17 protein-coding genes and 2 pseudogenes are annotated in these 23,060 nt (G+C 43.9%); 6 read left to right on the top strand and 13 right to left on the bottom strand.

Annotation, left to right across the window (positions count from 1 at the left end; genetic code table 11):
* Window positions 1-49 precede the first annotated feature (49 nt).
* The 6 genes and pseudogenes from KPY62_RS03830 to KPY62_RS03805 form a co-directional block, all read right to left on the bottom strand.
* Window positions 50-1,429: an NAD-dependent succinate-semialdehyde dehydrogenase gene (locus KPY62_RS03830; RefSeq protein WP_216580891.1), complete on the bottom strand. Its 1,380-nt coding sequence runs from the start codon at window positions 1,427-1,429 to the stop codon at window positions 50-52.
* A gap of 158 nt (window positions 1,430-1,587) precedes the next feature.
* Window positions 1,588-2,523: pseudogene (gene aguA / locus KPY62_RS03825) on the bottom strand (agmatine deiminase).
* 143 nt (window positions 2,524-2,666) lie between these two features.
* On the bottom strand, window positions 2,667-3,536 hold the full coding sequence (aguB, locus tag KPY62_RS03820; RefSeq protein ID WP_216580890.1) for an N-carbamoylputrescine amidase: 870 nt from the start codon (window positions 3,534-3,536) through the stop codon (window positions 2,667-2,669).
* Between the two features lie 122 nt (window positions 3,537-3,658).
* Window positions 3,659-5,152: a Na+/H+ antiporter NhaC family protein gene (locus KPY62_RS03815; protein ID WP_216580889.1), complete on the bottom strand. Its 1,494-nt coding sequence runs from the start codon at window positions 5,150-5,152 to the stop codon at window positions 3,659-3,661.
* Window positions 5,153-5,310: 158 nt separating this feature from the next.
* On the bottom strand, window positions 5,311-6,675 hold the full coding sequence (locus tag KPY62_RS03810) for an NAD(P)/FAD-dependent oxidoreductase (protein ID WP_228730560.1): 1,365 nt from the start codon (window positions 6,673-6,675) through the stop codon (window positions 5,311-5,313).
* Window position 6,676: 1 nt separating this feature from the next.
* Window positions 6,677-8,020 (bottom strand): glutamine synthetase family protein, encoded by a 1,344-nt coding sequence (locus KPY62_RS03805; protein WP_216580887.1) that lies wholly within the window; start codon window positions 8,018-8,020, stop codon window positions 6,677-6,679.
* A gap of 346 nt (window positions 8,021-8,366) precedes the next feature.
* Between KPY62_RS03805 and KPY62_RS03800 the strand changes: the two genes are divergently transcribed.
* Together KPY62_RS03800 and KPY62_RS03795 are read left to right on the top strand one after the other, a co-directional pair.
* On the top strand, window positions 8,367-9,104 hold the full coding sequence (locus tag KPY62_RS03800; protein WP_216580886.1) for a gamma-glutamyl-gamma-aminobutyrate hydrolase family protein: 738 nt from the start codon (window positions 8,367-8,369) through the stop codon (window positions 9,102-9,104).
* Window positions 9,082-9,726, top strand: coding sequence for a cupin domain-containing protein (locus KPY62_RS03795; RefSeq protein ID WP_228730559.1), 645 nt, complete (start codon window positions 9,082-9,084; stop codon window positions 9,724-9,726). The genes KPY62_RS03800 and KPY62_RS03795 overlap by 23 nt, the downstream gene beginning before the upstream one ends.
* 114 nt (window positions 9,727-9,840) lie before the next feature.
* On the opposite strand, the gene KPY62_RS03790 is transcribed toward KPY62_RS03795, so the two are convergent.
* The 5 genes and pseudogenes from KPY62_RS03790 to nirB form a co-directional block, all read right to left on the bottom strand.
* Window positions 9,841-11,178 (bottom strand): glycosyltransferase, encoded by a 1,338-nt coding sequence (locus KPY62_RS03790; RefSeq protein ID WP_216580884.1) that lies wholly within the window; start codon window positions 11,176-11,178, stop codon window positions 9,841-9,843.
* 210 nt (window positions 11,179-11,388) lie between these two features.
* Entirely contained in the window at window positions 11,389-12,261 is an 873-nt protein-coding gene (locus tag KPY62_RS03785) for a TIGR03915 family putative DNA repair protein (protein WP_216580883.1), read from the bottom strand.
* A gap of 61 nt (window positions 12,262-12,322) precedes the next feature.
* Window positions 12,323-13,591: a putative DNA modification/repair radical SAM protein gene (locus tag KPY62_RS03780; protein ID WP_216580882.1), complete on the bottom strand. Its 1,269-nt coding sequence runs from the start codon at window positions 13,589-13,591 to the stop codon at window positions 12,323-12,325.
* A 300-nt stretch (window positions 13,592-13,891) separates the two neighbouring features.
* Entirely contained in the window at window positions 13,892-14,257 is a 366-nt protein-coding gene (nirD, locus tag KPY62_RS03775) for a nitrite reductase small subunit NirD (RefSeq protein WP_216580881.1), read from the bottom strand.
* Window positions 14,258-14,308: 51 nt separating this feature from the next.
* Window positions 14,309-16,289 (bottom strand): annotated as a pseudogene (nirB, locus tag KPY62_RS03770) (nitrite reductase large subunit NirB); the annotation flags it as partial.
* Window positions 16,290-16,386: 97 nt separating this feature from the next.
* Here nirB and KPY62_RS03765 point away from each other — a divergent pair.
* The 4 genes from KPY62_RS03765 to cobA all read left to right on the top strand — a co-directional run bounded on the left by KPY62_RS03765 (window position 16,387) and on the right by cobA (window position 18,916).
* Window positions 16,387-16,971, top strand: a complete 585-nt coding sequence (locus tag KPY62_RS03765) for a molybdopterin dinucleotide binding domain-containing protein (RefSeq protein ID WP_216580880.1) — start codon at window positions 16,387-16,389, stop codon at window positions 16,969-16,971.
* Window positions 16,972-17,013: 42 nt separating this feature from the next.
* Window positions 17,014-17,439 (top strand): hypothetical protein, encoded by a 426-nt coding sequence (locus KPY62_RS03760; protein ID WP_216580879.1) that lies wholly within the window; start codon window positions 17,014-17,016, stop codon window positions 17,437-17,439.
* A 21-nt stretch (window positions 17,440-17,460) separates the two neighbouring features.
* Window positions 17,461-17,850: a (2Fe-2S)-binding protein gene (locus KPY62_RS03755; RefSeq protein ID WP_216580878.1), complete on the top strand. Its 390-nt coding sequence runs from the start codon at window positions 17,461-17,463 to the stop codon at window positions 17,848-17,850.
* A gap of 157 nt (window positions 17,851-18,007) precedes the next feature.
* Window positions 18,008-18,916 carry a uroporphyrinogen-III C-methyltransferase gene (gene cobA, locus KPY62_RS03750; protein WP_216580877.1) on the top strand — a complete coding sequence of 303 codons (909 nt, stop codon included), beginning with the start codon at window positions 18,008-18,010 and terminating at the stop codon, window positions 18,914-18,916.
* Here the strand turns inward: cobA and greA are convergent.
* Both greA and carB read right to left on the bottom strand, forming a co-directional pair.
* Window positions 18,903-19,379, bottom strand: coding sequence for a transcription elongation factor GreA (gene greA, locus KPY62_RS03745; protein ID WP_216580876.1), 477 nt, complete (start codon window positions 19,377-19,379; stop codon window positions 18,903-18,905). The genes cobA and greA overlap by 14 nt on opposite strands.
* 275 nt (window positions 19,380-19,654) lie before the next feature.
* Window positions 19,655-22,933, bottom strand: coding sequence for a carbamoyl-phosphate synthase large subunit (gene carB / locus KPY62_RS03740; protein ID WP_216580875.1), 3,279 nt, complete (start codon window positions 22,931-22,933; stop codon window positions 19,655-19,657).
* Window positions 22,934-23,060: the final 127 nt, after the last annotated feature.

Raw genomic sequence — 23,060 nt, 5'->3', positions numbered from 1 at the left:
AAAGAATTTGTCCTTATCAAGATAAGCAGAGGTTCGCATTGATCCAGGTTTATGCTGTGGTTTTATCGCGTATGAGTTTGTAATTTAAAAACTCAGTAATACCAAGGGTACCTAGCTCTCGACCAAATCCTGAGCGCTTGACGCCACCAAATGGTGTGCTGGCTTCAGTACCAGAAGGCGCATTAATAGTGACCATGCCTACTTCTAGCTTGTCAGCAATCTCGGCAGCTAGCTCTGGGCTTTGGGTTTGTACCGAAGCACCAAGGCCAAAGGGTACATCGTTTGCAATTTTAATAGCATCATCGATATCCTGAGCTTTATAAATCACTGCTACAGGGCCGAATAACTCCTGACGGTAGACATCCATGGAATCAGTGACATCCGTAAGTACGGCAGGCTTAAACCAAGCGCCAGGCTTATCGGTTATTTTGCCGCCCTCAATCAATACCGTTGCCCCAGCTTTGATAGCGCTGTCCAGCTGCTGTTGTAAGTTATCAGCGGCAGCTTTTGACGACATAGGACCAATAAAGGTTTGCTCATCTAAGGGGTCAGCTAAGGTCATGGCATTGACTGCAGCAGTAAAGCCTTTGACGAAATCGTCATAAACGTCGGCAACGACAATCAAGCGCTTAGCGGCATTACAGGCTTGACCGGTGTTACCAAAGCGCCCAACGATTGCGCCTTCTATTGCCTGCTCAATATCAGCGTCTGCTGTCACAATAAAGGCATCAGAACCACCAAGTTCTAATACTACTTTTTTGAGGGCGCCGCCCGCTTCTTTAGCAACGGCGGCACCTGCACGTTCAGAACCGGTTAGAGAGATGCCTTGCACTCTTTTGTCTTGAATAATGGTGGCGGCTTGCTCATTGGTCGCAAAGATATTATTGTAAACGCCATCAGGTAAGCCGGCATCTTTGAGAATCTCAACGATAACTTCTGCAGTATTAGGGCATTGCGGCGCATGCTTTAGGATAATGGTATTACCCGCCATGACGTTTGGCGCCACAAAACGAGCCACCTGATAGTGTGGATAATTCCATGGCATAATACCTAGCAGCGCACCAACAGGGTGTTTTTCTACCTTAGCCATACCTTCATCAACTACGATCTCGCTAGTTGCTAATAGCTGTTCTGCGTTGTCTGCATAATAGCGGTAAATCTCTGCTACTAGGCCGATTTCACCTTTGGCTTGTGCAACTGGTTTGCCCATTTCAGTAGCAACGATACGTGCGAGCTCATCTTGACGCTCAAGATAAATGTTAGCAACCTTATGTAATAAAGCACTGCGTTCACTAAGAGGAACATGGCGCCAGTCTTGATAAGCTTGGTCAGCATTTTTGATAGCTTGCTGGATATCGTTATCGCTAGCGACTGGATAGGTGGCTTGAAGCTCACCAGTGGCTGGGTTGTTGACTTGATAATCGCTCATAAAATCTCCTTGGATTAGGATCCATTTTTGGTTATGTTTTAAAGATAGGGACTAAATAACAAATAAATGCTCTCACGAGGTACTTACTGCTGGCTGCTGCTGGGCAATATAAGGAATATTGCTATCACCCAATATAATTGCTTTAGTCTGCACTCTCATTACCTGATGCTTAGGAAAAATTTTTCAAGGTGTTCAATCGTTAAGCTGTTATTTATGTCATCGTATTGAGGTACGATAATACCGTTATTACAGATTAAAAAGTTAGCATAAGAGGCAATGCAGACCTCATCACTAAGTCGTGGTTTGGCATCATCAGAGGATACGATATCATGGTTAACAGGCAAAGTTACTGGGTTTTTAGTACAGCAAAGCTTGTGCACCTTTAAATGTCTGCCTTTGGCACCGGTCATATCTAAGAGCTGACGATAAGCTTTTTACGTTGCTGCATAGAATGGATGGGTAGGGTCATCTGTAAATAAGCAAACTACCTTGCCGGGACGCGCAAAGCAGGCCAGATCATCAATGTGACCGGTGGTCTCATCAGGATCAATCCCATCATCGAGCCACAATACCTTTTCAACGTTGAGGTAGTCTTTAAGCTTATCTTCGATTTGGGGCTCATTAAGATGCGGATTATGGCCGGGGCTAAGTAGGCACATACGTGTGGTGAGTACTGTACCCTCGCCATCGACATGAAAAGCGCCACCTTCCATCACCAAGTCATCAGTACGGTAACGCTGAATGCCTAACTGCTCACATAAGCGCTCAGCAAGCTTACCATCATCATCCCATGGCGAATACAGTCCGTCGTAGTCGCCGCCCCACGCATTAAATATCCAGTCACAAGCCCGTAGTGCGCCATAATTATCGATTAAAAAGGTAGGTACAATGTCCCGTACCCATGCATCATTGCTTGGCATTGCTATTACTTCAATATCATCTGGGAGCTGATCGCGACAACTCTGTAGAGTATCAGCATTAACTAAAACACTAACCTCACAAAATTGCCTGATAACTATGGCAACTGCCGCATAAGCGGCTTGTACTGGAATGGCCTGCTGTCGCCAGTTATCCGTTCGATAAGGCCATATCATCCACACCTTTTGGACAGGCGCAAACTCTGCCGGCATATAAAAGCCATTTCGTTTGGGCGTTGAGTCTGTGATTAACAATGACATAGCAATGACCTTATTTGCTTTACTAAGATAGGTAGCGCTTACAAAAGTAGTTTTAGTACCTAGCCATGAGTAAGTAGAGTGCCATACATCGACCGACGTCGATCACGGAAAACTCCCCATTGATGACGATCAGTCGCCAGCTTGTCCAAATCGAAAGTGGCACTGATAAATTCCTGCTTATCCCTTGAGGCCTCCTCGATAATCTCACCGCGACCATCAGTAATAAACGAGCTACCATAAAATGTCATGACGCTATCAGTCCCATTTTGTGTAATCGTCTCAGTACCGATACGGTTAGAGGCTACTACTGGCATCAAGTTGGCCGCGGCGTCACCTTGCATACAGCGCTGCCAATGACCTTTTGAATCAATATCCAATGTTGGCTCATCACCAATAGCCGTCGGATAAAATAATATTTCAGCACCCATTAGTGCCATGCTGCGCGCACATTCAGGGAACCACTGATCCCAGCAAATACCAACACCGATTTTGGCATATTTGGTATCCCAAACCTTAAACCCGGTATCACCTGGGGTAAAATAGAATTTTTCGGCATAAGGAATACCATCAGGGATATAGATTTTACGATACGTACCTAGTATCTCGCCATCAGCATCAATCACCGTGACGCTATTAAAAAAGGTATTACCTGACTTTTCATAAAAGCTGATCGGTAATACCACCTCCAGCCCTTTTGCCAATTGCTTAAAATGCTGAATAGCGACGTTGTTCTCTACTGATGTAGCAAGCTCAATATAGCTAAAGTCATGAACTTGGCAGAAGTAGGGGGTCTCAAATAATTCTTGTAGTAGAATAATATTAGCACCAGCCTTAGCGGCTTTAGTTACTAGCTCAGTGGCCAGCTCGATGTTCTTTTGCTTGTCCCAGCTACAGGCCATTTGGGTTGTAGCTACAGTGACTGATCCCATGGTCTAATTCCTTTTATTTATCAAGAGATAATAGCCTGAAAATCATATTGAACACTTGCTAACGGGCAGTTGCTAATCAGCAACTACCCGTTAGCTTACAAGGAGATAGTATTAAGTGACGCTTAAGCCATCATAAACCCTAATCCTAAGAAGGTAATAACGGACAGGCCTGCACCTAGCATCGCATAAGGAAACTGAGTAAAGGCATGTTGCATTGGTGAACAACCAGCGCCTTGTGCTGCGAGTAACGATGAATCGCTAAAGAAGCAAGCATGACTACCGAATGAAGATGCTGATAACAATGCACCAATCATCAAGGGCGTGCTAACGCCAAGCGTTAACGATATTGGGAAAACAATCGGCATCGCGAGAACATATAGTCCCCAGCTCGATGAGGTTGCAAAGGTTAAGAATGCCATGACTGCGAAGATAACCGCAGGAAAGATAATAATAGTCATATATGGGGTAATGCTATCAATAACATAACTGGTCATACCAAGGCTGTCATTGACTTCTTTGAGAAAGAAGCCGCCAATAACGGTAGAGAGCGGGTATAACATTACTTTAAAGCCTTTAAAAATAGCCTCAACTTGGGTTTCAAAGGCCAATATACCTTGCATCCAGTACAAAACAACGGTTACAAAACAAGTGAATAATGCACCCCTTAATAGATCAACCTCAAAGTAAACGGTTGACACAATGAGTAATATCATAGGAAAGGCAAAGTTAGTGATGTTAGCTTTGTAAGACAATTTGCGTTTGGCTTGAACGTTGGAGACTAGCTGCTCATCTACAAAGTCCGCAGGTACAGGGTTACCAGCTTTGGCGCGTGCCTCGGCTTTTTTCATCGGTCCCCAATCACCTAACATGCCGTAAGCTACCAAAAACACGATGATCAAAGCAAACCAAGCATAAGCCATATAAGGAATAGCACTTATATAAAGAGTTAAGCCGCTGCCATCTGCTGCCACACCGTTCTCTTCTAATAGACCAGAAAAATATACGGCCCAAGTAGAGATAGGCACAATAATACACATGGGCGCTGCTGTTGAATCCACAATATAGGCAAGCTTTTCGCGTGACACATTATAAGCATCAGTGAGTTTTTTGACCGAGGTGGAAACGGCTAGACAGTTTAGGTAATCATCAATAAAGACCACAACACCCAAAGCAAAAGTAGCTAACATTGACTGGCGACGAGATTTGATAATCTTTTGCAGCCATTCGCTAAAGCCATCAAGACAGCCACTGATCTCAAGCAGCTGAATAAGGCCACCCATCAGTCCGCAAACCAGTACAATCCAGATAATGGTCTCATTACCCAGTACTATAGATATATTGTCAGCAAAAGGAGAGACTAGATCAAAGGGGTTGAGCATGACTAGACCGGCAACACAGCCTGCGATCATAGACTCAAAAGGACGTCTTGAGACGATGGCGGTCACCAACACTAGCAGTGTAGGTAATAGGGACAGTGCGCCCCAAGATTCTGCTGCATCATGATTGAATGACATCCAAGCAAAAACGAGATATATGGCAACCCCCGCTGCTAAGGTCATAAACATACGCTTATTTCGATACTGTCGTTCAATTGCATCGTCGAGTTTCATATTCATAGATACATTCCCTGTAGACCCTCATTGTAGTTATAGAACAATCCTGTTCCTGAGTTTTGTGTGAGGCTATGGCGATCAATAAGAGTGCAATAGCCTACAAAATCAAACGATTAATTTAACGTGTATCCTCAAAGTGAAAGCTGTTACTTATTTTTTAGCTACATACCCGTGCTATCTTTTAGCGCGTACCACCATGATCCCATTACTGAGTAAGGTACTCTTAAAGCTCGACCACCAGGGAAAGGTATCCATGGAATCTGTGCAAAGGCATCAAATTCAGCGGTTTTACCATTAATGGCATCAGCTAATATCTGCCCAAATAGATGCGACCCAGTAACACCATGACCACTATAGCCATGTGCAAAATACACACGATCATGGAGTTTACCTAGCTGCGGTACTCGTGAAAAAGACAAGGCAAAGTTACCGCTCCAAGCATAGTCGACCTTGAAGTCGCGTAGCTGCGGAAATATCTTATACATATTGGGTTTGATTTTATTAGCGATGTCAGCGGGGTCTTGACCGCCATAAACAGAGCCGCCGCCAAATAGCATGCGCTTGTCTGCTGAGAGCCGATAGTAATCAAGAATATAACGCACATCCTCAACACAAACATCCGATGGAATCAGCTCATTTGCTAAATCGCCTAGTGGTTCAGTAGCAATAATCTGTGTGGATACTGGCATCACCCGATCCGTAAGCTTGGGAATGACTTTATTCAAATAAGCATTGCCACAAAGTACTGCTTGTTTGCAGGTAACGGTACCGAATTCAGTGATAACTTTAATAGAGTCATCAGCGTATTCGATATCGACTACTAGGGTATTCTCATAAATAGTACCGCCACCTTGCTCGATGGCTACGGCTTCACCAAGCGCTAGATTTAGAGGATGAAAGTGTCCTCCTGAATGATCAATGATACCGCCCACATAAGCATCCGTATTAATATACTTCTCAATGCCCTCTTTATCTAACATTTCGCGATCATGCATGCCATAACTCTCCCATAAGTCATGGGTACTCTGTAGGTCTTTGAGCTGGCTGGTATTGAAGGCGGCAAAAATATTTTTTTCTTTGAGATCACATTTGATGTCGTAATCGCTAATAAAACGACGAATAATTTTGCCACCGCGAGTAACCAGTTGACTGACAAAATCTGCATTTTTCTGACCATAAGACTTTTTAATCTTCTCTAAGCTGGCATTCAAACCATTGACGATTTGTCCGCCATTGCGCCCTGATGCGCCCCAGCCAATCTGTGCCCCCTCTAAAACGACAACTTCATGGCCTGTCTCTATGAGGTGTAGCCCAGCTGATAACCCGCTATAACCACCACCGACCACACAAATCTCAGCTTGAATATCGTTTTTTAGCGTTGGTCTATCAGGCTTAGGGTTTCGACTGGCAGCATAGTAGCTGTCAGGATACTGTCCGTTGTCCGAATAATGAGGGATATTGCGGTGATTATTATTCGGCAAAGTGTTATTGGTCAACGCGTCATTAGGTAAGGTGTTATTTGACATATTAGACATCCTGTAAATAAGTGCGATATTCAAGATTAGTGACTTGCTGAGCAAAGCGCTTGGCTTCTTGCTTTTTGACTGCAATGAGGAGCTCGATCATTTCACTTGGGAACAGCTCGTCAATGACTTCACTATTCTCAAATTCACGAATCGCAGACAACCAGTCTAAGGGCAAGGTTTTTAACTCAGTGTCGTCATAAGTAATGCTATTGATCGGCTCTGGGGCTTCAAGTTTGTTTTCAAGACCGTATAGCATGCCGGCAAGTACTGCGCTACAGACCAAATAAGGGTTGGCATCTGCACCAGATACGCGATGTTCAATACGACGGGCTTTAGAGTCGCCACCTGGGATACGTACCGCAGCCGTTCGGTTCTCATAACCCCATGAGATGTTATTAGGCGCAAGGGTGCCTGGAGTAAAGCGGCGATAAGAGTTGACGTGTGGTGCAAATAATAGCGTACAGTCTGACATAGTTTTTAGGAGTCCGGCCACTGCATGACGCAGTGTATCTGACCCTGCCTCGCTGCCATCATCAAAGACGTTACTGCCATCTTTATCGAGCAAGCTACAATGGACATGAAAACCATTACCTGACTGCAGGCCAAAAGGCTTTGCCATAAAGGTCGCCGTTAAGCCTCGGCGTGTCGCTACTGACTTGACGACTTGTTTGAATAAAACAGCATCATCTGCCGCTTTTAGGGGATCATCGACATGTAAAAGATTAATCTCAAACTGACCGCAGCCGTTCTCAGCCAAAGCGGCATCAACTGGAATATCAAGTTTGCGACACTGGGCGTAGACTTCATCTAAAAACTCATCGAACTGCAATAGATCGGTAATACTAAGAATTGAGGTTTTGTTTAATCGCAGACCATTTTTAGGGCGAATAGGCGGCAATGGTGTTTCGCCCTCAGTATAGTCAACCAAATAAAACTCAAGCTCGGTTGCCATCACTGGGGTAAGTCCAAGCGCTTTAAATTTTTTGCTAATATAATCTAGGACATGTCTAGCGTCACCGTAATAGGGCTCGTTGTCTTCTGTATAAAGCCAGATCGGTAGTAGTGAGGAGGGCGCACTAGTGTTAAGAAGTGGATAGGCTGCGCGACCTGTAGGTTTGGCAATCGCATCAATATCACCATTTGATTGTGAAGACTCAATAACATCAGCGCCCCAGATATCGACACCTAAAATAGATAAAGGCAGGCGTACACCGCCACTTTGTGCCTTGTCCATTTGATCGAATGGGATGCGTTTGCCGCGTAGTAAACCGTTGATATCACCTGCTGCAATGTATACATACTCAGTATTGTTTGCAGATTCGACCATTCCATTGGCTGCTATCATGTCTCTCATCCTGTTTATTTTAGAGCTTCTAAGGTTTGTTTTAGTACTTCTTATTCATAATATTAAGCACTTAAGGTGTTTCGATATTGTCATCTAACCATTTACTTGTCGTACAAAATCCTTTGTTAATGTTGATGATGTCCTTTAATATAAGTATGAAATTTATAGTTGTCAATGATTATTTAAAAGTATGTAAAAGTAATTTATATCATTCATTTTATCGATTACATAATAACATTGAAGTTTATAGTTTACATATACTCAAAGGATATGCTAAATTCTAGCTAACTAATACTCACAAGAATGAACTTATTCATTATAGAAACCATATTTAAGGAAGATCAACATGCCTACTTTTAGACCAATCATTGCTATCGTATCCTGCCATAAGATGGTGGATGGTCAGCCAGCACAAGCGGTGTATCAAAAATATATCGATGCAGTACAACATTATGGTGGCAATCCTATACTGCTTCCTTATACCGCAGCGGACAGCGTAAACCTTGAGGCGCTCATGGCAGTGGTAGATGGTATTTTATTGACGGGAAGTTATAGCAACGTGGCGCCGACGCGTTATGGTGCTACGCACGTTGAGGACAAGCAGGATTTGAATCGTGATGAGCTTAGCTTTAAGCTATTGGACTATGCAGAGCAATCGGGTACGCCTCTATTTGCAGTGTGCCGAGGGTTGCAAGAGATGAACGTTTATTTTGACGGCACCCTGTATCCGGATTGGCGCGAAGTAGATGGGTTTTATGAGCCGCATTTAGAGGATAAAGATGCGCCTCTTGAGGTGCAGTATCAGCCTGTACATGACGTTGTTATACAGCCAGATGGTAGATTGGCAGCATTTGGCCGAGAGTGGCGAGTTAACTCTTTGCATAAACAAGCTATCAATAAAGTAGGTAAAGGTTTAGCTCTAGAAGCACTTGCACGTGATGGATTGGTAGAAGCTATTAGCTTAACAAAACATCCCTTTATGATTGGTGTACAATGGCATCCTGAGCTCAATTATGAGCAAGATGACTTATCCAAATTTTTATTTACGGAATTCATTCACTATGCCAGTCAAAAACAATCCTGATCATGATATCAGTACTGACGAGAAAGCATCTGCTATAGAGCAGGTGTTGCCTAAAGCAGCTGAGCAAGTAGAAGAAGATATTGGCAAAAAAATAAATCAGTTGCGCCTTACTAAAGGATTCTCACAGCGTAAATTAGCGCGGCTAGCAGGTCTGACCAACACTTCAATAAGCGCCATTGAACGTAATAAAGTGAGTCCTGCGATCAATACCCTAAAAGCTATTTTGTTGGTGTTGGACTCTGATTTAAGTACTTTTTTTAGTGATGACTGGAAAGAGAAAAAAGAGAGAGTAGTCGTTACGCCAAAGGATCTAATTGAGATTAGTGAGCCGAATAGTCAAGTCTCTATCAAGCAGGTTTTTAATGGCAGTCCAACCAAGAACTTAGGATTTTTAATCGAGGAATATCAGCCTAATAGCTCAACGGAAGATAGAATTTCTCATGAAGGTGAGGAGATTGGGACAGTCATCGAAGGCAAGATTTTGATTCGTATTGATGAGGTTACTTACTTGTTAAATGAGGGAGACAGCTATGTTATTAACACTAGCCATCCTCATACTTTTTTGAATCCTAGTAATAGTATAACGCGTATTGTGAGCGCCCATTCACCAGCCACTTTTTAAACATATAGTTGTCAAACATTTGCATAAAAAAAGCCTAGCGTTAAGACGTTAGGCTTTCTTGTTATGGCAATAAAAAACACTTCTAATAGATATGAATGATAATAGCTTTATCGATTAAGGTTGCTTATTCTCTTTATCAAGCACTTTTGTCGCAGATTTCTGTTTTGTGATAGATACAGTAGTGTCTTTCGTCAGTTTGCCATTAGATTTGATAGGATCATTACTAGTAAAGTGGTCAGATACTTTACTAAAAGCTTTACTAGCAGACTTAAGGTGTTTTTTATTATTTTTCATTGAATAAGCTGCTGATTTTTCTTGCTCTTCAATCAACGCACTATCATACAATCCTTTATAAACCTCTAAGGTCTCTTGTATCATCTCACGCATAGTAAATTGATCGGTCATCTTAGGGCGAGTAACACTCTCTAACTGGTTTCTGACCGCTTTACAAAGCGCCTGAGCATTATGCTTCTTCACTAGACCTTGCGGGTACAAAGGTTGGAGGATTTCACTGAACGCTGCTTGGTCCCAACCAATCACTGGAGTCCCTAAATGTATGGCTTGCAACGCATTAATACCGATAGACTCAGGCTGATTGGCTAAAGCCATGACAATATTGGCTGCTGATAGCCACTCACGCATGTCGTTACGCTTGCTACCCACATAAGTAATGCGATCGCCTAGATTAAGAGCATTGCTACGTTGGCGAAAGTCCTCATGCGCCACATCGCCCTCTCTATAATCTTCATCCATAATAACGGCATGAATCAGAGGAAACTGCTCCTGCAAATTACCTAAGATATCAATCAGCCATTCTTGACCATATTCATGACCGATAATCGTCGGAAACACTAGCCACTTTTTATGTTCAAGCTCAGGATATTCAGCAAAGGTACGTCGTATCCAATAGACGGAAGGGTTGTGTCGATAGGGGTAGCGACGAGTATCAATACCACGATAAATACGTCTAATAGCTTTACTTCCCATATGCTCACGGCGCAAACCTTTTTTGAGATAATTGGTTACGCTGTCAGAGACGGTAATGATAGTATCGACGTCAAGTAGTGCTTGCGAATATTTATTAATAGGATAAAAACCATACATCGTTGATACTAATTTGGGCGGACGATTAACTCTTGCTCGACGTAGAGCTAAATGTAGTATCCATGCTGGAGTACGAGAGTGCACGTGGATGACGTCAGGGTTATAACGTTCAATCAAATGACGTAAAGGTATGATTTGTAATAACGATATCCAAGACTTTTTATTCACATGCAACTGGTGATATAAGGTACCGTCGCGCTCTAGACGTTTGACTAACTCATTATCATAGTCAGCGCTGGAGATAATAATAGAAGTATGGCCGTTTTTTACCAAAGCACGACCAAGATGAAAAATACCGCGTTCGGATTCATCATGTTTTAGAGACGACAACAAGCGCATAACTATCATAGTAGCAACAACTACTCAGTAAAATATATAAAGGTTAAAAAGCATGCCAGCTGCTATTGTCAGTTAAAAACTAGCAAAACTCAACCATAACCGCAAACTAGCCTAGAGAAATAAGTACTTTTGCCAGCAGTTGTAAATAAAGCACGGATAGTTATAGTGGCTTATTAATCAAGCCCCCTCGTTATTAATGCAGAGCAATTGTAGCCAACACTAACGACGCTTTTGTAGATAGTCGGCATTAGGGAGTATTTGCTTTTCGCTAAGATATTTCCAATAGCGCTGCGGCAAATATTGCTTGTGTAGCCGTGAGTTTTTGCGCTCCTTGATATTAACATTAGTAAAGTAACCTTGCCAAAAGCGCTGGTAACGCTGCTCATCAGCACTATGAATGCTGGCCGGATTGCGCAGCACCGCATTATCAAGGTCGGTAATAGTTTGCAATTCGGCCGGGCGAGACGCTGTACTCTGGCTTTTGTCGTAGTAAATACCATAGCCACGGGCTAAGTCATAAATCGCCCAATGTTGATCCTGATAGCGTTGGCGAAAGTGCTCTCCAATCAATGGCAACACATTGAAATCAGGTTCTACTCGAGCAAAATAAATATCATCGGTAGTGTGCTCAAAGCGCACAAAAGCTTCCATACGATGTTTTTCTCGCCCAACTGACTTTACCGTTTGTGCCAATTCCAACACATAAAGATTACCTAAGTCTTGTAAGATGGCGCGCTTAGGATAGTCGATGGCGTATTTGATTACCTGAAATAAGGTAGTACCGATGTCCACTTTTTCGGATAAAAAGCCCCATAGGACTTGGCGCATACCTGAGCGGCCTAGTAGCTTATTTAATTTGATTAACACTCTTTGAGCTTTTTCATCATCGATAGCCACACTACTAGCGGCACTAATCAATGAGGGGACATAACAATCTTGGGCGGTCAACTGTAAGCTCGGATCGTGCTGAAGTTTATTATCGTACACATAATATACGGCACTGAGCCAACCCTCAAAGCTTGGCTCATAAAGCACGATACTAGCGGTCAAATGACCTAGCGAATAGCTGTCTTTTGCGATCAGTGCTGACATGTTTTCCTCAAGTTGCTATCAATTAAATCCGCTCAGGTAGAGGTGATGATTGCCGCACTGTTTAAAATAAAGCTAACTGGCCACTACGCTGATCTTTAAACTTAGTCTGAGTTTGCGCCAATACATACTGACGAAAGTTATCACGAGTCAGATGCGAGAGGTGCTCATTTTTACCAGTAGTGGCGATAAAGTACTTAGCGCGGTTTACCGCTGCGCCCATTTTCTTTAGATGATATAAAGTTAGCTGATTAAACTTACGGGCTTTTACTATCTTCTTAGCAGTCTTAACCCCGATGCCAGGAATCCGGACGATCATCTCGTAAGAGGCGGTTTGAATATTAACAGGGAAATGCTCACGATGACGAATCGCCCAAGCCAACTTAGGATCACAATCTAGATCTAAAAACGGCGAATCTGGCTCGACAATTTCATGAGCCCCAAAGCCGTAAAAGCGCATTAGCCAGTCAGCTTGATAAAGACGGTTTTCACGAATCATCGGTACTGGAGTACCAATTGCTGGCAAGCGGCTGTCAGACAGCATCGGCACATAGCCAGAGTAATAGACTCGTTTGAGATCGTATTGTTTATAAAAGTGACTCGATAGCTGAATAACTTGTAGATCAGTCTCATTACTAGCGCCAACGATCATCTGACTGGTCTGACCAGCTGGGACAAATTTTGGTGCTTTTTTATGAGTTTTACGGCTTTCACGAATAGTAATGATTTCTTCTTTCACCGTTTCCATTGGGGCTTTTAGTTGCTCATGTGACTTCTCTGGCGCCAGTAGGGCTAAGCCAGACTTAGTAGGAATTTCGATATTAACGCTCAAGCGATCGGCATAGAGGCCCGCTTCTAATAGCAGCTCTTTTGAGGCACCAGGGATAGTCTTTAGATGAATATAGCCATTAAAACGCTCACGAGTACGCAGAATTTTAGCAACCTCGACTAAGCGCTCCATGGTATAGTCGCCGCTTTTAAAGATACCGGAGCTGAGAAATAAGCCTTCGATATAGTTACGACGATAAAACTGCATAGTCAAATCGACTACTTCTTCGACGCTAAAAGCGGCACGCACAGTATCATTGCTTTTGCGAGAAGTACAATAAGCACAGTCATAAATACAATGATTGGTCAGTAATATTTTGAGTAAGCTGACACAGCGGCCATCCTCAGTATAGCTGTGACAAATACCAGTCGCTGAGGCATCACCCAAACCACCGCCTTGGTTTTTGCGCGTGCCAGCAGAGGAGGAGCAAGAAACATCATACTTGGCAGCATCGGCCAAAATGTTCAGCTTGCCTTGCAGTCTTTCATAATTGATGGTTGCCATAAGTAAGGATTTACCACTTAATTAGTAGAAGACTATTTTAACAAAGTGCTAGATAAGTCACTGTAATTATTGGATAAACGACAAAACTATACGACAACGGCTGTCGTATGAGACAGCCATTGTGTTAGCCCTAATGATATAGGCGCAGCAGACAACTAGTGTCGTTCATTAACAGGGATAGAGCCAAGTAGTCTATCGCCATAACCGCAGTGTTTTATCTGTGCTTATGGCTTCTACCTTTATAAACAGTGCTGTAAATAGGCAATAATCAAGGATGCATGGACTTATAAGCGCCAGCCGTTAACCAGCATCAGATAAAGGGCTGCTAATGACGACATCGTCACCTTCTAATTGCACAGGATAAGTGTCAATCTTGATACTTTCATCATCTAAGCACTGACCAGTAGCCAGATTAAAACGCTGCTTATAAATAGGGGAGGCGACATAAAGTACGGCCTCCTCTACACCTTTATGATCAGTGATAACGGTATCACCAAGTAAACCTCTAGAGAGTACGTTGGCTTGACTAAAAGGATCATAATTATCAACCGCGAACAGCTCTGCTTGCTTAGTACAAAAGATGGCGACCTGTTTGCCATTGATTAGTGCGTAGACACCAGTCTCTGGAATGATATCATGAAGTTTACAAACGGTTTGCTGGAACATTAGATGATCGTTAAGGAGTAAGGGTAAAAGCTAATGACAACGAACGGCAGCCTAAACAAGTTCAATGGTTTTAATCTGAAATTTTTCAGACTTAGTTGCTGGGAGAATTTGCTCGCGCTCAGTCACAAAGATCACGTTGTCATTATCTCTTTCGCTATTGACGAAATGACGGAAGCGTTTGAGTTTCTCAGTATTAGTAATAGTCTCTTTCCACTCGCACACATAGTTATCAATTAGCAGCTGCATCTGTGCTTCTAGCTCATCTGCTATCTCTAAACTGTCTGTGATAATGACGTCTTGCAGATACTCAAGACCGCCCTCTAAGCTCTCTCGCCATTTTGAGGTGCGCTGCAATTTGTCAGCGGTCTTAATGTAGAACATAGTGATGCGGTCGATATATCGAACTAGGGTTTCAGTATCAAGATCTGTGGCGAACAGCTCGCCATGACGCGGGGTTATACCGCCATTACCGCAGACGAATAAATTCCAGCCATTTTCAGCCGCTATCATGCCAAAATCTTTGCTTTGCGCCTCAGCACACTCTCGCATACAGCCAGATACGCCCATTTTTATTTTATGTGGGGAGCGTACCCCTTTATAACGGTCCTCAAGTCTTAATGCTAAGCCGATGCTGTCATCGACGCCATAGCGGCACCAGTTATTGCCAATGCAAGACTTTACCGTGCGCAGCGATTTGCCATAAGCATGTCCCGTCTCAAAGCTGGCTTTTACTAGCTCAGTCCAGATATCTGGCAGTTGCTCAAGTCTTGCACCAAACAAGTCAACGCGCTGACCACCAGTAATCTTGGTGTATAAGTTATAATCTTTGGCCACTTGACCCAGCACAATGAGCTTATCAGCAGTAATCTTGCCACCTGGTACGCGCGGTCCTACTGAATAGGTACCCTCTTTTTGGATACTACCTAGATAGTAATCGTTACTGTCTTGTAGTACGGCCAACTCAGGTTTGAGTACATAATCATTCCAGCACGAGGCCAAGATAGAGGCGACAGTCGGTTTGCAAATCTCACAGCCGCGGCCACTACCATGCACAGTCAATAGCGCATCAAAGGTTTTAATTTCATGCACCCGAACTAAGCTGTATAAATCTTGACGCGAGTAAGAAAAATGTTCACATAAGTCGTGATTTACTTCGAATCCAAGCGTGGTTAATTGGTAGCTTAAGGTATCCTTGACCATTGGCGCACAGCCCCACAGCCCCACAGCCTGTAGCAGCACTAGTATAGGCTTTCACGTCCGCTATTGAATAGGCACCACCCTCGACCGCTGCGCAGATATCGCCTTTGCTGACGTTATAGCAAGAGCAAATAGTCGCTATGTCTGGAAGGTTTTCAATACCCATTACTGGCTTTTCGACATTGGGCAATATCAAGCTCTCAGGATGAGCGGGTAGGTCGATATCGTTCAAATACAACTGTAATAGGTTGTTATAGTCTTCAGTATCGCCGACTAGTACCGCACCCAGTAGATTTTTATTGTCATCAGTGGTTACCAGCTTTTTGTAGACGCCCTCTTTGGGGTTTTGGTACAAGTAGCTTAAGCTGCCCTCAGTCTTGCCTTGCGCGTCACCAATACTGCCGACTTCCACACCCATCAGCTTAAGTTTATTGCTCATGTCAGCGCCGGTAAAGGTCTGCTCAGTATCACCAGCGATTTGCGCCGCACAAATACTTGCCATGCTATAGCCGAGTGCCACCAGATCAAATACCTTATTGCCCCACACCGCACACTCGCCAATTGCGTATATATTATCAGCCGTAGTACGAAACTGTTCATCGATCAAGATACCGCCACGGCCGCCCAGCTTAATACCGCACTCAGGATTGTTTTTCACAATGGCATCTTGCGGCCGAATACCGGCACTGAAGACGATTAAGTCGGTGTCTAAGGAGGTGGCATCAGTGAATTGCATTGTCAGATAATGATCCTTATCTGACTGAATACTCGTATGATGTAGGATCTGTTTAGTATTCTTACCCGTCAAGACGGTTACGCCCAATGCTTCAATCTTGCGCTATAAGATATCGCCGCCTGCCGCATCAGGTGCGCTGAGAATCGACAGATATGAGGCTATGACCCCTTTTTAATGGGGAGGTCCACGTATAGTGATGAATGAGTCGCCACCTACTAAAAACCTTAAATCTAGTCACCCAATTACCAGTGACACTCATTACCCTAAAACCATGCTGACCGCTATTGCTTCTTCTAATACACCAAGCTTACCCCATTTGCATCAAGGCAAACGTCAAGTTACTAGCAAGCCTACAATTAAACCCTATCAACATAGTAGTGACGCGCACCACGCAGGCTTTGCTGATTCGCCTAGTGTTAATTTGCGCCTTATTACTGGGCGATTGCGTGATCAATGGCATACCATGAAACGAACAGGATTAGTGGCTAAGCTCAATCAGCATCAAGCCGTGCCAACGATCACTCTACATCCTAGCGATGCTGAGTTATTAAACCTTAACAATGAGGATTTTGTACGGCTTTCTGCAAGATACCTAGATAGCAGGGCGGCCAACGAAGAAGCCTTTCAGTCAAAGCATAGCAAGGTGCTTGCACAAGTTACTGTTAGCGATAGTATGCGTATTGGTGATGCCTCTATGCCAATGCATTGGAGTGATGCTTTTGCAAGCTGTGCTCGCGCAGGTACGCTCATTCCTACAGTGGTTGATCCGCACTCTGGATAACCTGAACTAAAAGATTCAGCGATTAGTACCTGTCCAGTACCTTTGCAGACGTTTGGCAAGATTTTGGTGCATCCTGAGTGGCAAGATAGCCTTATAGAACAGCTCAGGGCTATGTTAGTGGCTTTTGAGATTCAACGAGCCAATACGGCTCCAAAGGTAAGGGCGTTGCCTGACTGTAAGCATCCAAATGAGCCCTTATCGTTACCAGCCTTGACTTGGAGCCTTAACCATCAAGCCAATAGCCTGCTGACTAACTTGGCAAGTCCCGTTGCCAGTATGGCGCAGCAGCTAGTTGATTCGAAGTTTTGGCAGCAGTTTATAAAAAATCTACAGACGCTTTTACCAGTAGAGTCACCAGTGATTGAGCCAATACAAGCTGAGCTTACTGTATCTAAAGAAGCCGCTTCATTAACTGACGACGTTAAGATGACGACTTCATTCAGTAGTGCCTTTATAGTGAGTCCGTAGCAAAGGCAACTAAACTTTGTTTTGACCCAAAATCAGGATAATAAAACAGCAGACTCGGAGATGCTAGAGGCAGTTGAGCACAGTAAACGGCTAATAATGGCCATATATTTTGCTCCCTCATTAGCGAAGCTACCAGTAAGCCATTGGCTTGATAGTTGTTTTTTAAGCACTAGTGATATTCCAGCTGACCTGCGTTATAAATGGCTACTAGCTGGTAGACCGGCTAGCGGTTATGTTGACCCAGGGCCGATGATATGTTCATGCATGTCGGTTGGTAAAAATAGAATAATTGAGGCGATTACTAAGCAGGCCTGTAGCACCGCAGTGGCAATCGGCAAACAGTGTGCAGCAGGTACCAATTGTGGATCTTGCGTGAGTCAGATTAATAGGCTAATAGCAGAGTATGGTTAATTAACGCCACTAAATGTAGGGGGCGATCATACCTATAGCGTGGCAATTGCATTTTATTAAAGAGTACTCACTCTACTTATCACTATACCACGGTTTTTTTTGCTACTAGCAATGGTTTTACTGAGCTTTATGAATGGCATTATTAGGAGCTATTAACATGACTGATTTATCGCTCTCTACCCCCACTATACGATCTGATTATTCAGCTAGTGATATTGCTGAACTGACGGGAGATACTAAAGTGAACTTCAGTAAACCTAGTCTATCATTGAGTAAAAATGCTTCATTAAGCGCAAGACAGGTAGGTACGGTGCATTTAGTCGGAGCAGGGTCTGGTGATCCTGAGCTATTAACCCTAAAAGCACTGCGAGTGATGCAAAGCGCAGACGTGGTGCTTTATGACAGCTTAGTATCTGAAGACGTTTTGGATATGTGTGCGATGAGTGCAGAAAAGATATTCGTCGGCAAACGCTGTGGCGCTCATGCTATACCACAAGCCGGTATCAACGAGTTACTAGTGAAGCATGCGCTGGCCAATAAAACAGTAGTCAGACTCAAAGGTGGTGACCCTTTTATCTTTGGGCGGGGTGGAGAAGAGTTACAAGAAGTGGCGCGTCATGGCATCCATTTTGAGTCTATTCCAGGCATAACGGCAGCAAGTGCCGCCGCTAGCCGAATAGGGATTCCCTTAACCCATCGCGACTATGCGCAGTCGGTCAAATTCGTTACCGCATGCAAAAAAACAGGCGGCGCCAACGAGGACTATAAGGAATTATTAGATAGTACCCAAACCGTTGTTTTTTATATGGGGTTACAGCGCTTGCCTCAGCTGACCCAAGGTCTTATAAGGGCCGGACGAGATAGTGAAACGCCTTTTGCTATTATTAGTCATGCCAGTTTGCCTACTCAGCAGATACTTATTGGTAAGCTTAGTAGTATTGCTGAGCAACAAGCATTGGCTAAACTACCCACACCTGCGTTACTTATTATGGGCAATGTAGTCACTTTGCATTATGAATTGGCCGCTTATAACCTTGGGAGCCTTGAGTCACTTAGTTATAAATAACTTTCATCAACTCATATTCAACCATACCCTTTGGAGTTTCGATACGGACTTCATCGCCTTCGAATTTGCCGATGAGACCACGAGCGATAGGCGAGTTGACTGAGATTTTGCCAGCTTTAAAATCAGCTTCATCATCGCCAACGATTTTGTAGTGCTTTTCTTCTTCGGTGTCCATGTTTTCTATGACTACTGTCACCCCAAATACCACTCGACCATCATTCTTTAAGGTCGCAGGATCAATAACTTGGGCGCCACCAAGCTTGGCTTCGATGTCACGGATACGGGCTTCACAAAATCCTTGCTGTTCACGAGCAGCGTGATACTCAGCATTTTCTTTTAAATCGCCATGTTCGCGGGCTTCAGCGATAGAGGCAGTGATGCGTGGACGATCCACACTTTTTAGCTGTTTTAATTCGACTTCTAAAGCTTCGTGTCCTTGCGGAGTCATGGGATAACGTTGCATATTTTTTCCTTAAACCAATAACAGCACATCGTCTCTTATGGAGACGATGTTGGCGTTATTATAAGTAGTATAAAATGTGAAAAAGGTGGCACTGCTTAAGGGTTGAGTGGCTAAACAGTGCTCAGTTTAGACAGTACCCAATAACAGTGGATAATAAGAAGTCATAATAAAAAGCATAGCCGCAATGATGCCACTATGCTTTTTTAATTTTCGGTTGCTAGTTGTTAGCAAACTGGTTGTTAGTAAACTAAATAGTTAACTCTAATTTACTGAATTTATTCAGCCACGTCAATAGGCTTTGCTTGCTGATGTAAATCTTGCAATTTATAAACTTCGAATGGTAAGTCGATAGCATAAGACTTACAGACCGCATCGGCAGCCCCTAGAGTAGTCACATAAAACACTTTACCTTGTAGGGCACTGCGGCGGATAGAGAAGGAATCCTCTTGCGCTTGTTTGCCTTCAGTAGTGTTAATGATCATATTGATTTTGCCGTTCTTCAGAGCATCAACGATATGCGGGCGACCTTCAGTGACCTTATTTATTTGCTTGCACTTAATACCGTTGGCAGCCAATACTTTTTGAGTACCAGTAGTGGTGACGATATTGAAGCCAAAGTCGATTAACTGACGAGCGATTGGCACTACTTGTTGTTTATCGCTATCACGAACTGAGATAAATACGGTCTTAGTTTCGCCTTCAATAGGTAGGCCCGGTAAGCGCTCATTACTACCGATAACCGCTTTATAAAAAGCTTCGCCAAAGGTTTTACCTACGCCCATCACTTCGCCAGTAGACTTCATCTCAGGGCTTAAAATAGGGTCAACACCTGGGAATTTAGCAAAAGGGAATACCGCTTCTTTTACCGCAAAAAATGCAGGAACGATTTCTCTAGTAAAGCCCTGATCTTTTAGGGAGGTGCCCGCCATACAACGAGCTGCGACTTTCGCTAATGAAGTACCGATACACTTAGAAACGAAAGGAACTGTACGTGCCGCACGTGGGTTCACTTCTAAGATATAAACCGTTTCGCCTTTTACCGCGAACTGAACGTTCATCAAGCCAACCACACCAAGCTCTTTGGCCATGGCTACCGTTTGCTCACGCATCACATCACATAACCCTTTTGATAATGAGTAAGGCGGTAGGGAGCAGGCTGAGTCACCAGAGTGCACGCCAGCTTGTTCGATATGCTGCATGATACCGCCAATAACCACATCAGTGCCGTCACAAATACAGTCTACATCGACTTCGATAGCATCATCTAAGAAGCGATCGAGTAGTACTGGGGCTTCGTTAGAGGCTTGCACGGCAGTACGTAGATAGTGTCTGAGCTCGTCTTCGTTATAAACGATCTCCATCGCACGGCCGCCCAATACATAGGATGGGCGTACTACTAAGGGATAACCGACATCTTTGGCTTTGACTAAACCATCTTCTAAGCTAGTCGCTAAAGCATTAGTTGGCTGTACAAGATTCAATTGCTGAATCATGTGTTGGAAGCGCTCACGGTCTTCAGCGCGGTCAATCGCATCAGGGCTAGTGCCGATGATTTTGACTCCAGCGGCTTCAAGAGCACGGGCCAATTTCAACGGGGTTTGACCACCGAACTGGACGATGACGCCATCAGGCTTTTCGATACGGACGATTTCTAACACGTCCTCTAAAGTAATTGGCTCGAAGTACAGACGATCTGAGATGTCATAATCGGTCGAAACCGTTTCAGGGTTACAGTTAACCATGATAGTCTCATAACCGTCTTCACGCATGGCAAGGGCGGCGTGCACACAGCAATAGTCAAACTCGATACCTTGGCCGATACGGTTAGGACCACTACCGATTACCATGATTTTTTTCTTGTCTGTTGGTTTCGCTTCACATTCGCTATCATAAGTAGAGTACATGTAAGCGGTGCTAGTCTCAAACTCTGCGGCACAAGTATCTACCCGTTTGTAGACGGGATGCACGCCTAAGTCCCAACGTTTTTTACGCAGTTGCTTTTGTGAGATACCTAGTAGTTTGGCTAAGCGTAAGTCTGATAAGCCTTTACGTTTAAAGCGACGTAGGTTTTGCTCAGTCAAGCCGCCAAAGCCTAGCGCTTTCACAGTCGCCTCAGTGTTAACGATATCTTCGATTTGTACTAAGAACCAAGGATCAATTTTGGTAAAGCTAAATACTTCATCGACGCTCATGCCAATACGGAAGGCATCGGCCACGTAGTAGATGCGTTCAGGCGTTGGAATAGTAAGACGATTGGTAATCTCACTACGAGCTTTATCAGCGCTAAGTTGACCATCTTTGATAGCCGCAAAGTCGATTTGTTCATCGAAACCATCTGAGCCAGTTTCCATGCCACGTAGGGCTTTTTGCATCGACTCTTGGAAGTTACGACCGATAGCCATAACTTCACCAACTGACTTCATTTGTGTCGACAAAACACTATCCGCTTGCGGGAATTTTTCAAAGTTAAATCTAGGTATTTTAGTGACCACATAATCAAGCGCTGGCTCAAAGCTGGCTGGGGTTTTGCCACCAGTGATATCGTTTTGCAATTCGTCTAGGGTATAGCCGACTGCTAGTTTTGCAGCGATTTTGGCGATCGGAAAGCCAGTAGCTTTTGAGGCTAAGGCTGATGAGCGCGATACGCGTGGGTTCATCTCGATGACGACCATGCGGCCAGTATCAGGATTAATGCCGAACTGTACGTTAGAGCCACCGGTTTCTACCCCGATCTCACGCAGTACTGCCAAAGAGGCGTTACGCATGATTTGGTATTCTTTATCGGTCAAGGTTTGTGCTGGGGCAACAGTGATAGAGTCGCCCGTATGCACGCCCATCGGATCGAAGTTTTCAATGGCACAGATGATGATACAGTTGTCTTTTTTGTCACGAACCACTTCCATCTCGTATTCTTTCCAACCGATCAACGACTCATCAATCAGCAACTGATGGTTCGGTGATAAGTCAAAGCCACGCTCACAAATCTCGATGAATTCGTCACGGTTATAAGCGATACCGCCGCCTGAGCCGCCCATAGTGAATGAGGGACGGATGATGCACGGATAGCCCATTTTTTCTTGCGTAGCAAAGGCCTCTTCCATAGTCTCAGCAGTCTCGGCACGAGGGCATTCAAGGCCAATACGCTTCATAGCTTTATCAAACAAGTTGCGGTCTTCTGCCATCTCGATTGAGTCTTTGGTCGCGCCAATCAACTCGCAATTATATTTAGTCAATACGCCGTGCTTATCTAACTCTAAGGCACAGTTCAAAGCCGTTTGACCACCCATCGTTGGTAGGATGGCATCAGGGCGCTCTTTAGCGATAATTTGCTCAACAGTCTGCCAAGTAATCGGCTCAATATAAGTGGCATCAGCCATCGCCGGATCAGTCATGATAGTCGCTGGATTAGAGTTAACTAAGATGACTCGGTAGCCTTCTTCTTTTAGGGCTTTACATGCTTGTGCGCCTGAATAGTCGAACTCACACGCTTGGCCGATAACGATAGGGCCTGCGCCAATGATAAGAATACTTTTTATGTCGGTACGTTTTGGCATAATGTTTTTAAGTCCTATTTTGGCGAGTTTATATTTGTATGATGTTTGGGTAAGCAACAAGATTTATAAATAATTAAAAATCTTCTGAAGACAATGTGATTTAATAATTTTAAATACTAAAATAATT

The organism is Psychrobacter sp. TAE2020 (assembly GCF_018919485.1).
In the GTDB taxonomy this organism is placed as follows: domain Bacteria; phylum Pseudomonadota; class Gammaproteobacteria; order Pseudomonadales; family Moraxellaceae; genus Psychrobacter.
Note: the sequence above shows the minus strand (reverse complement) of the source record. Positions and strands in the feature narration are given on the sequence as shown.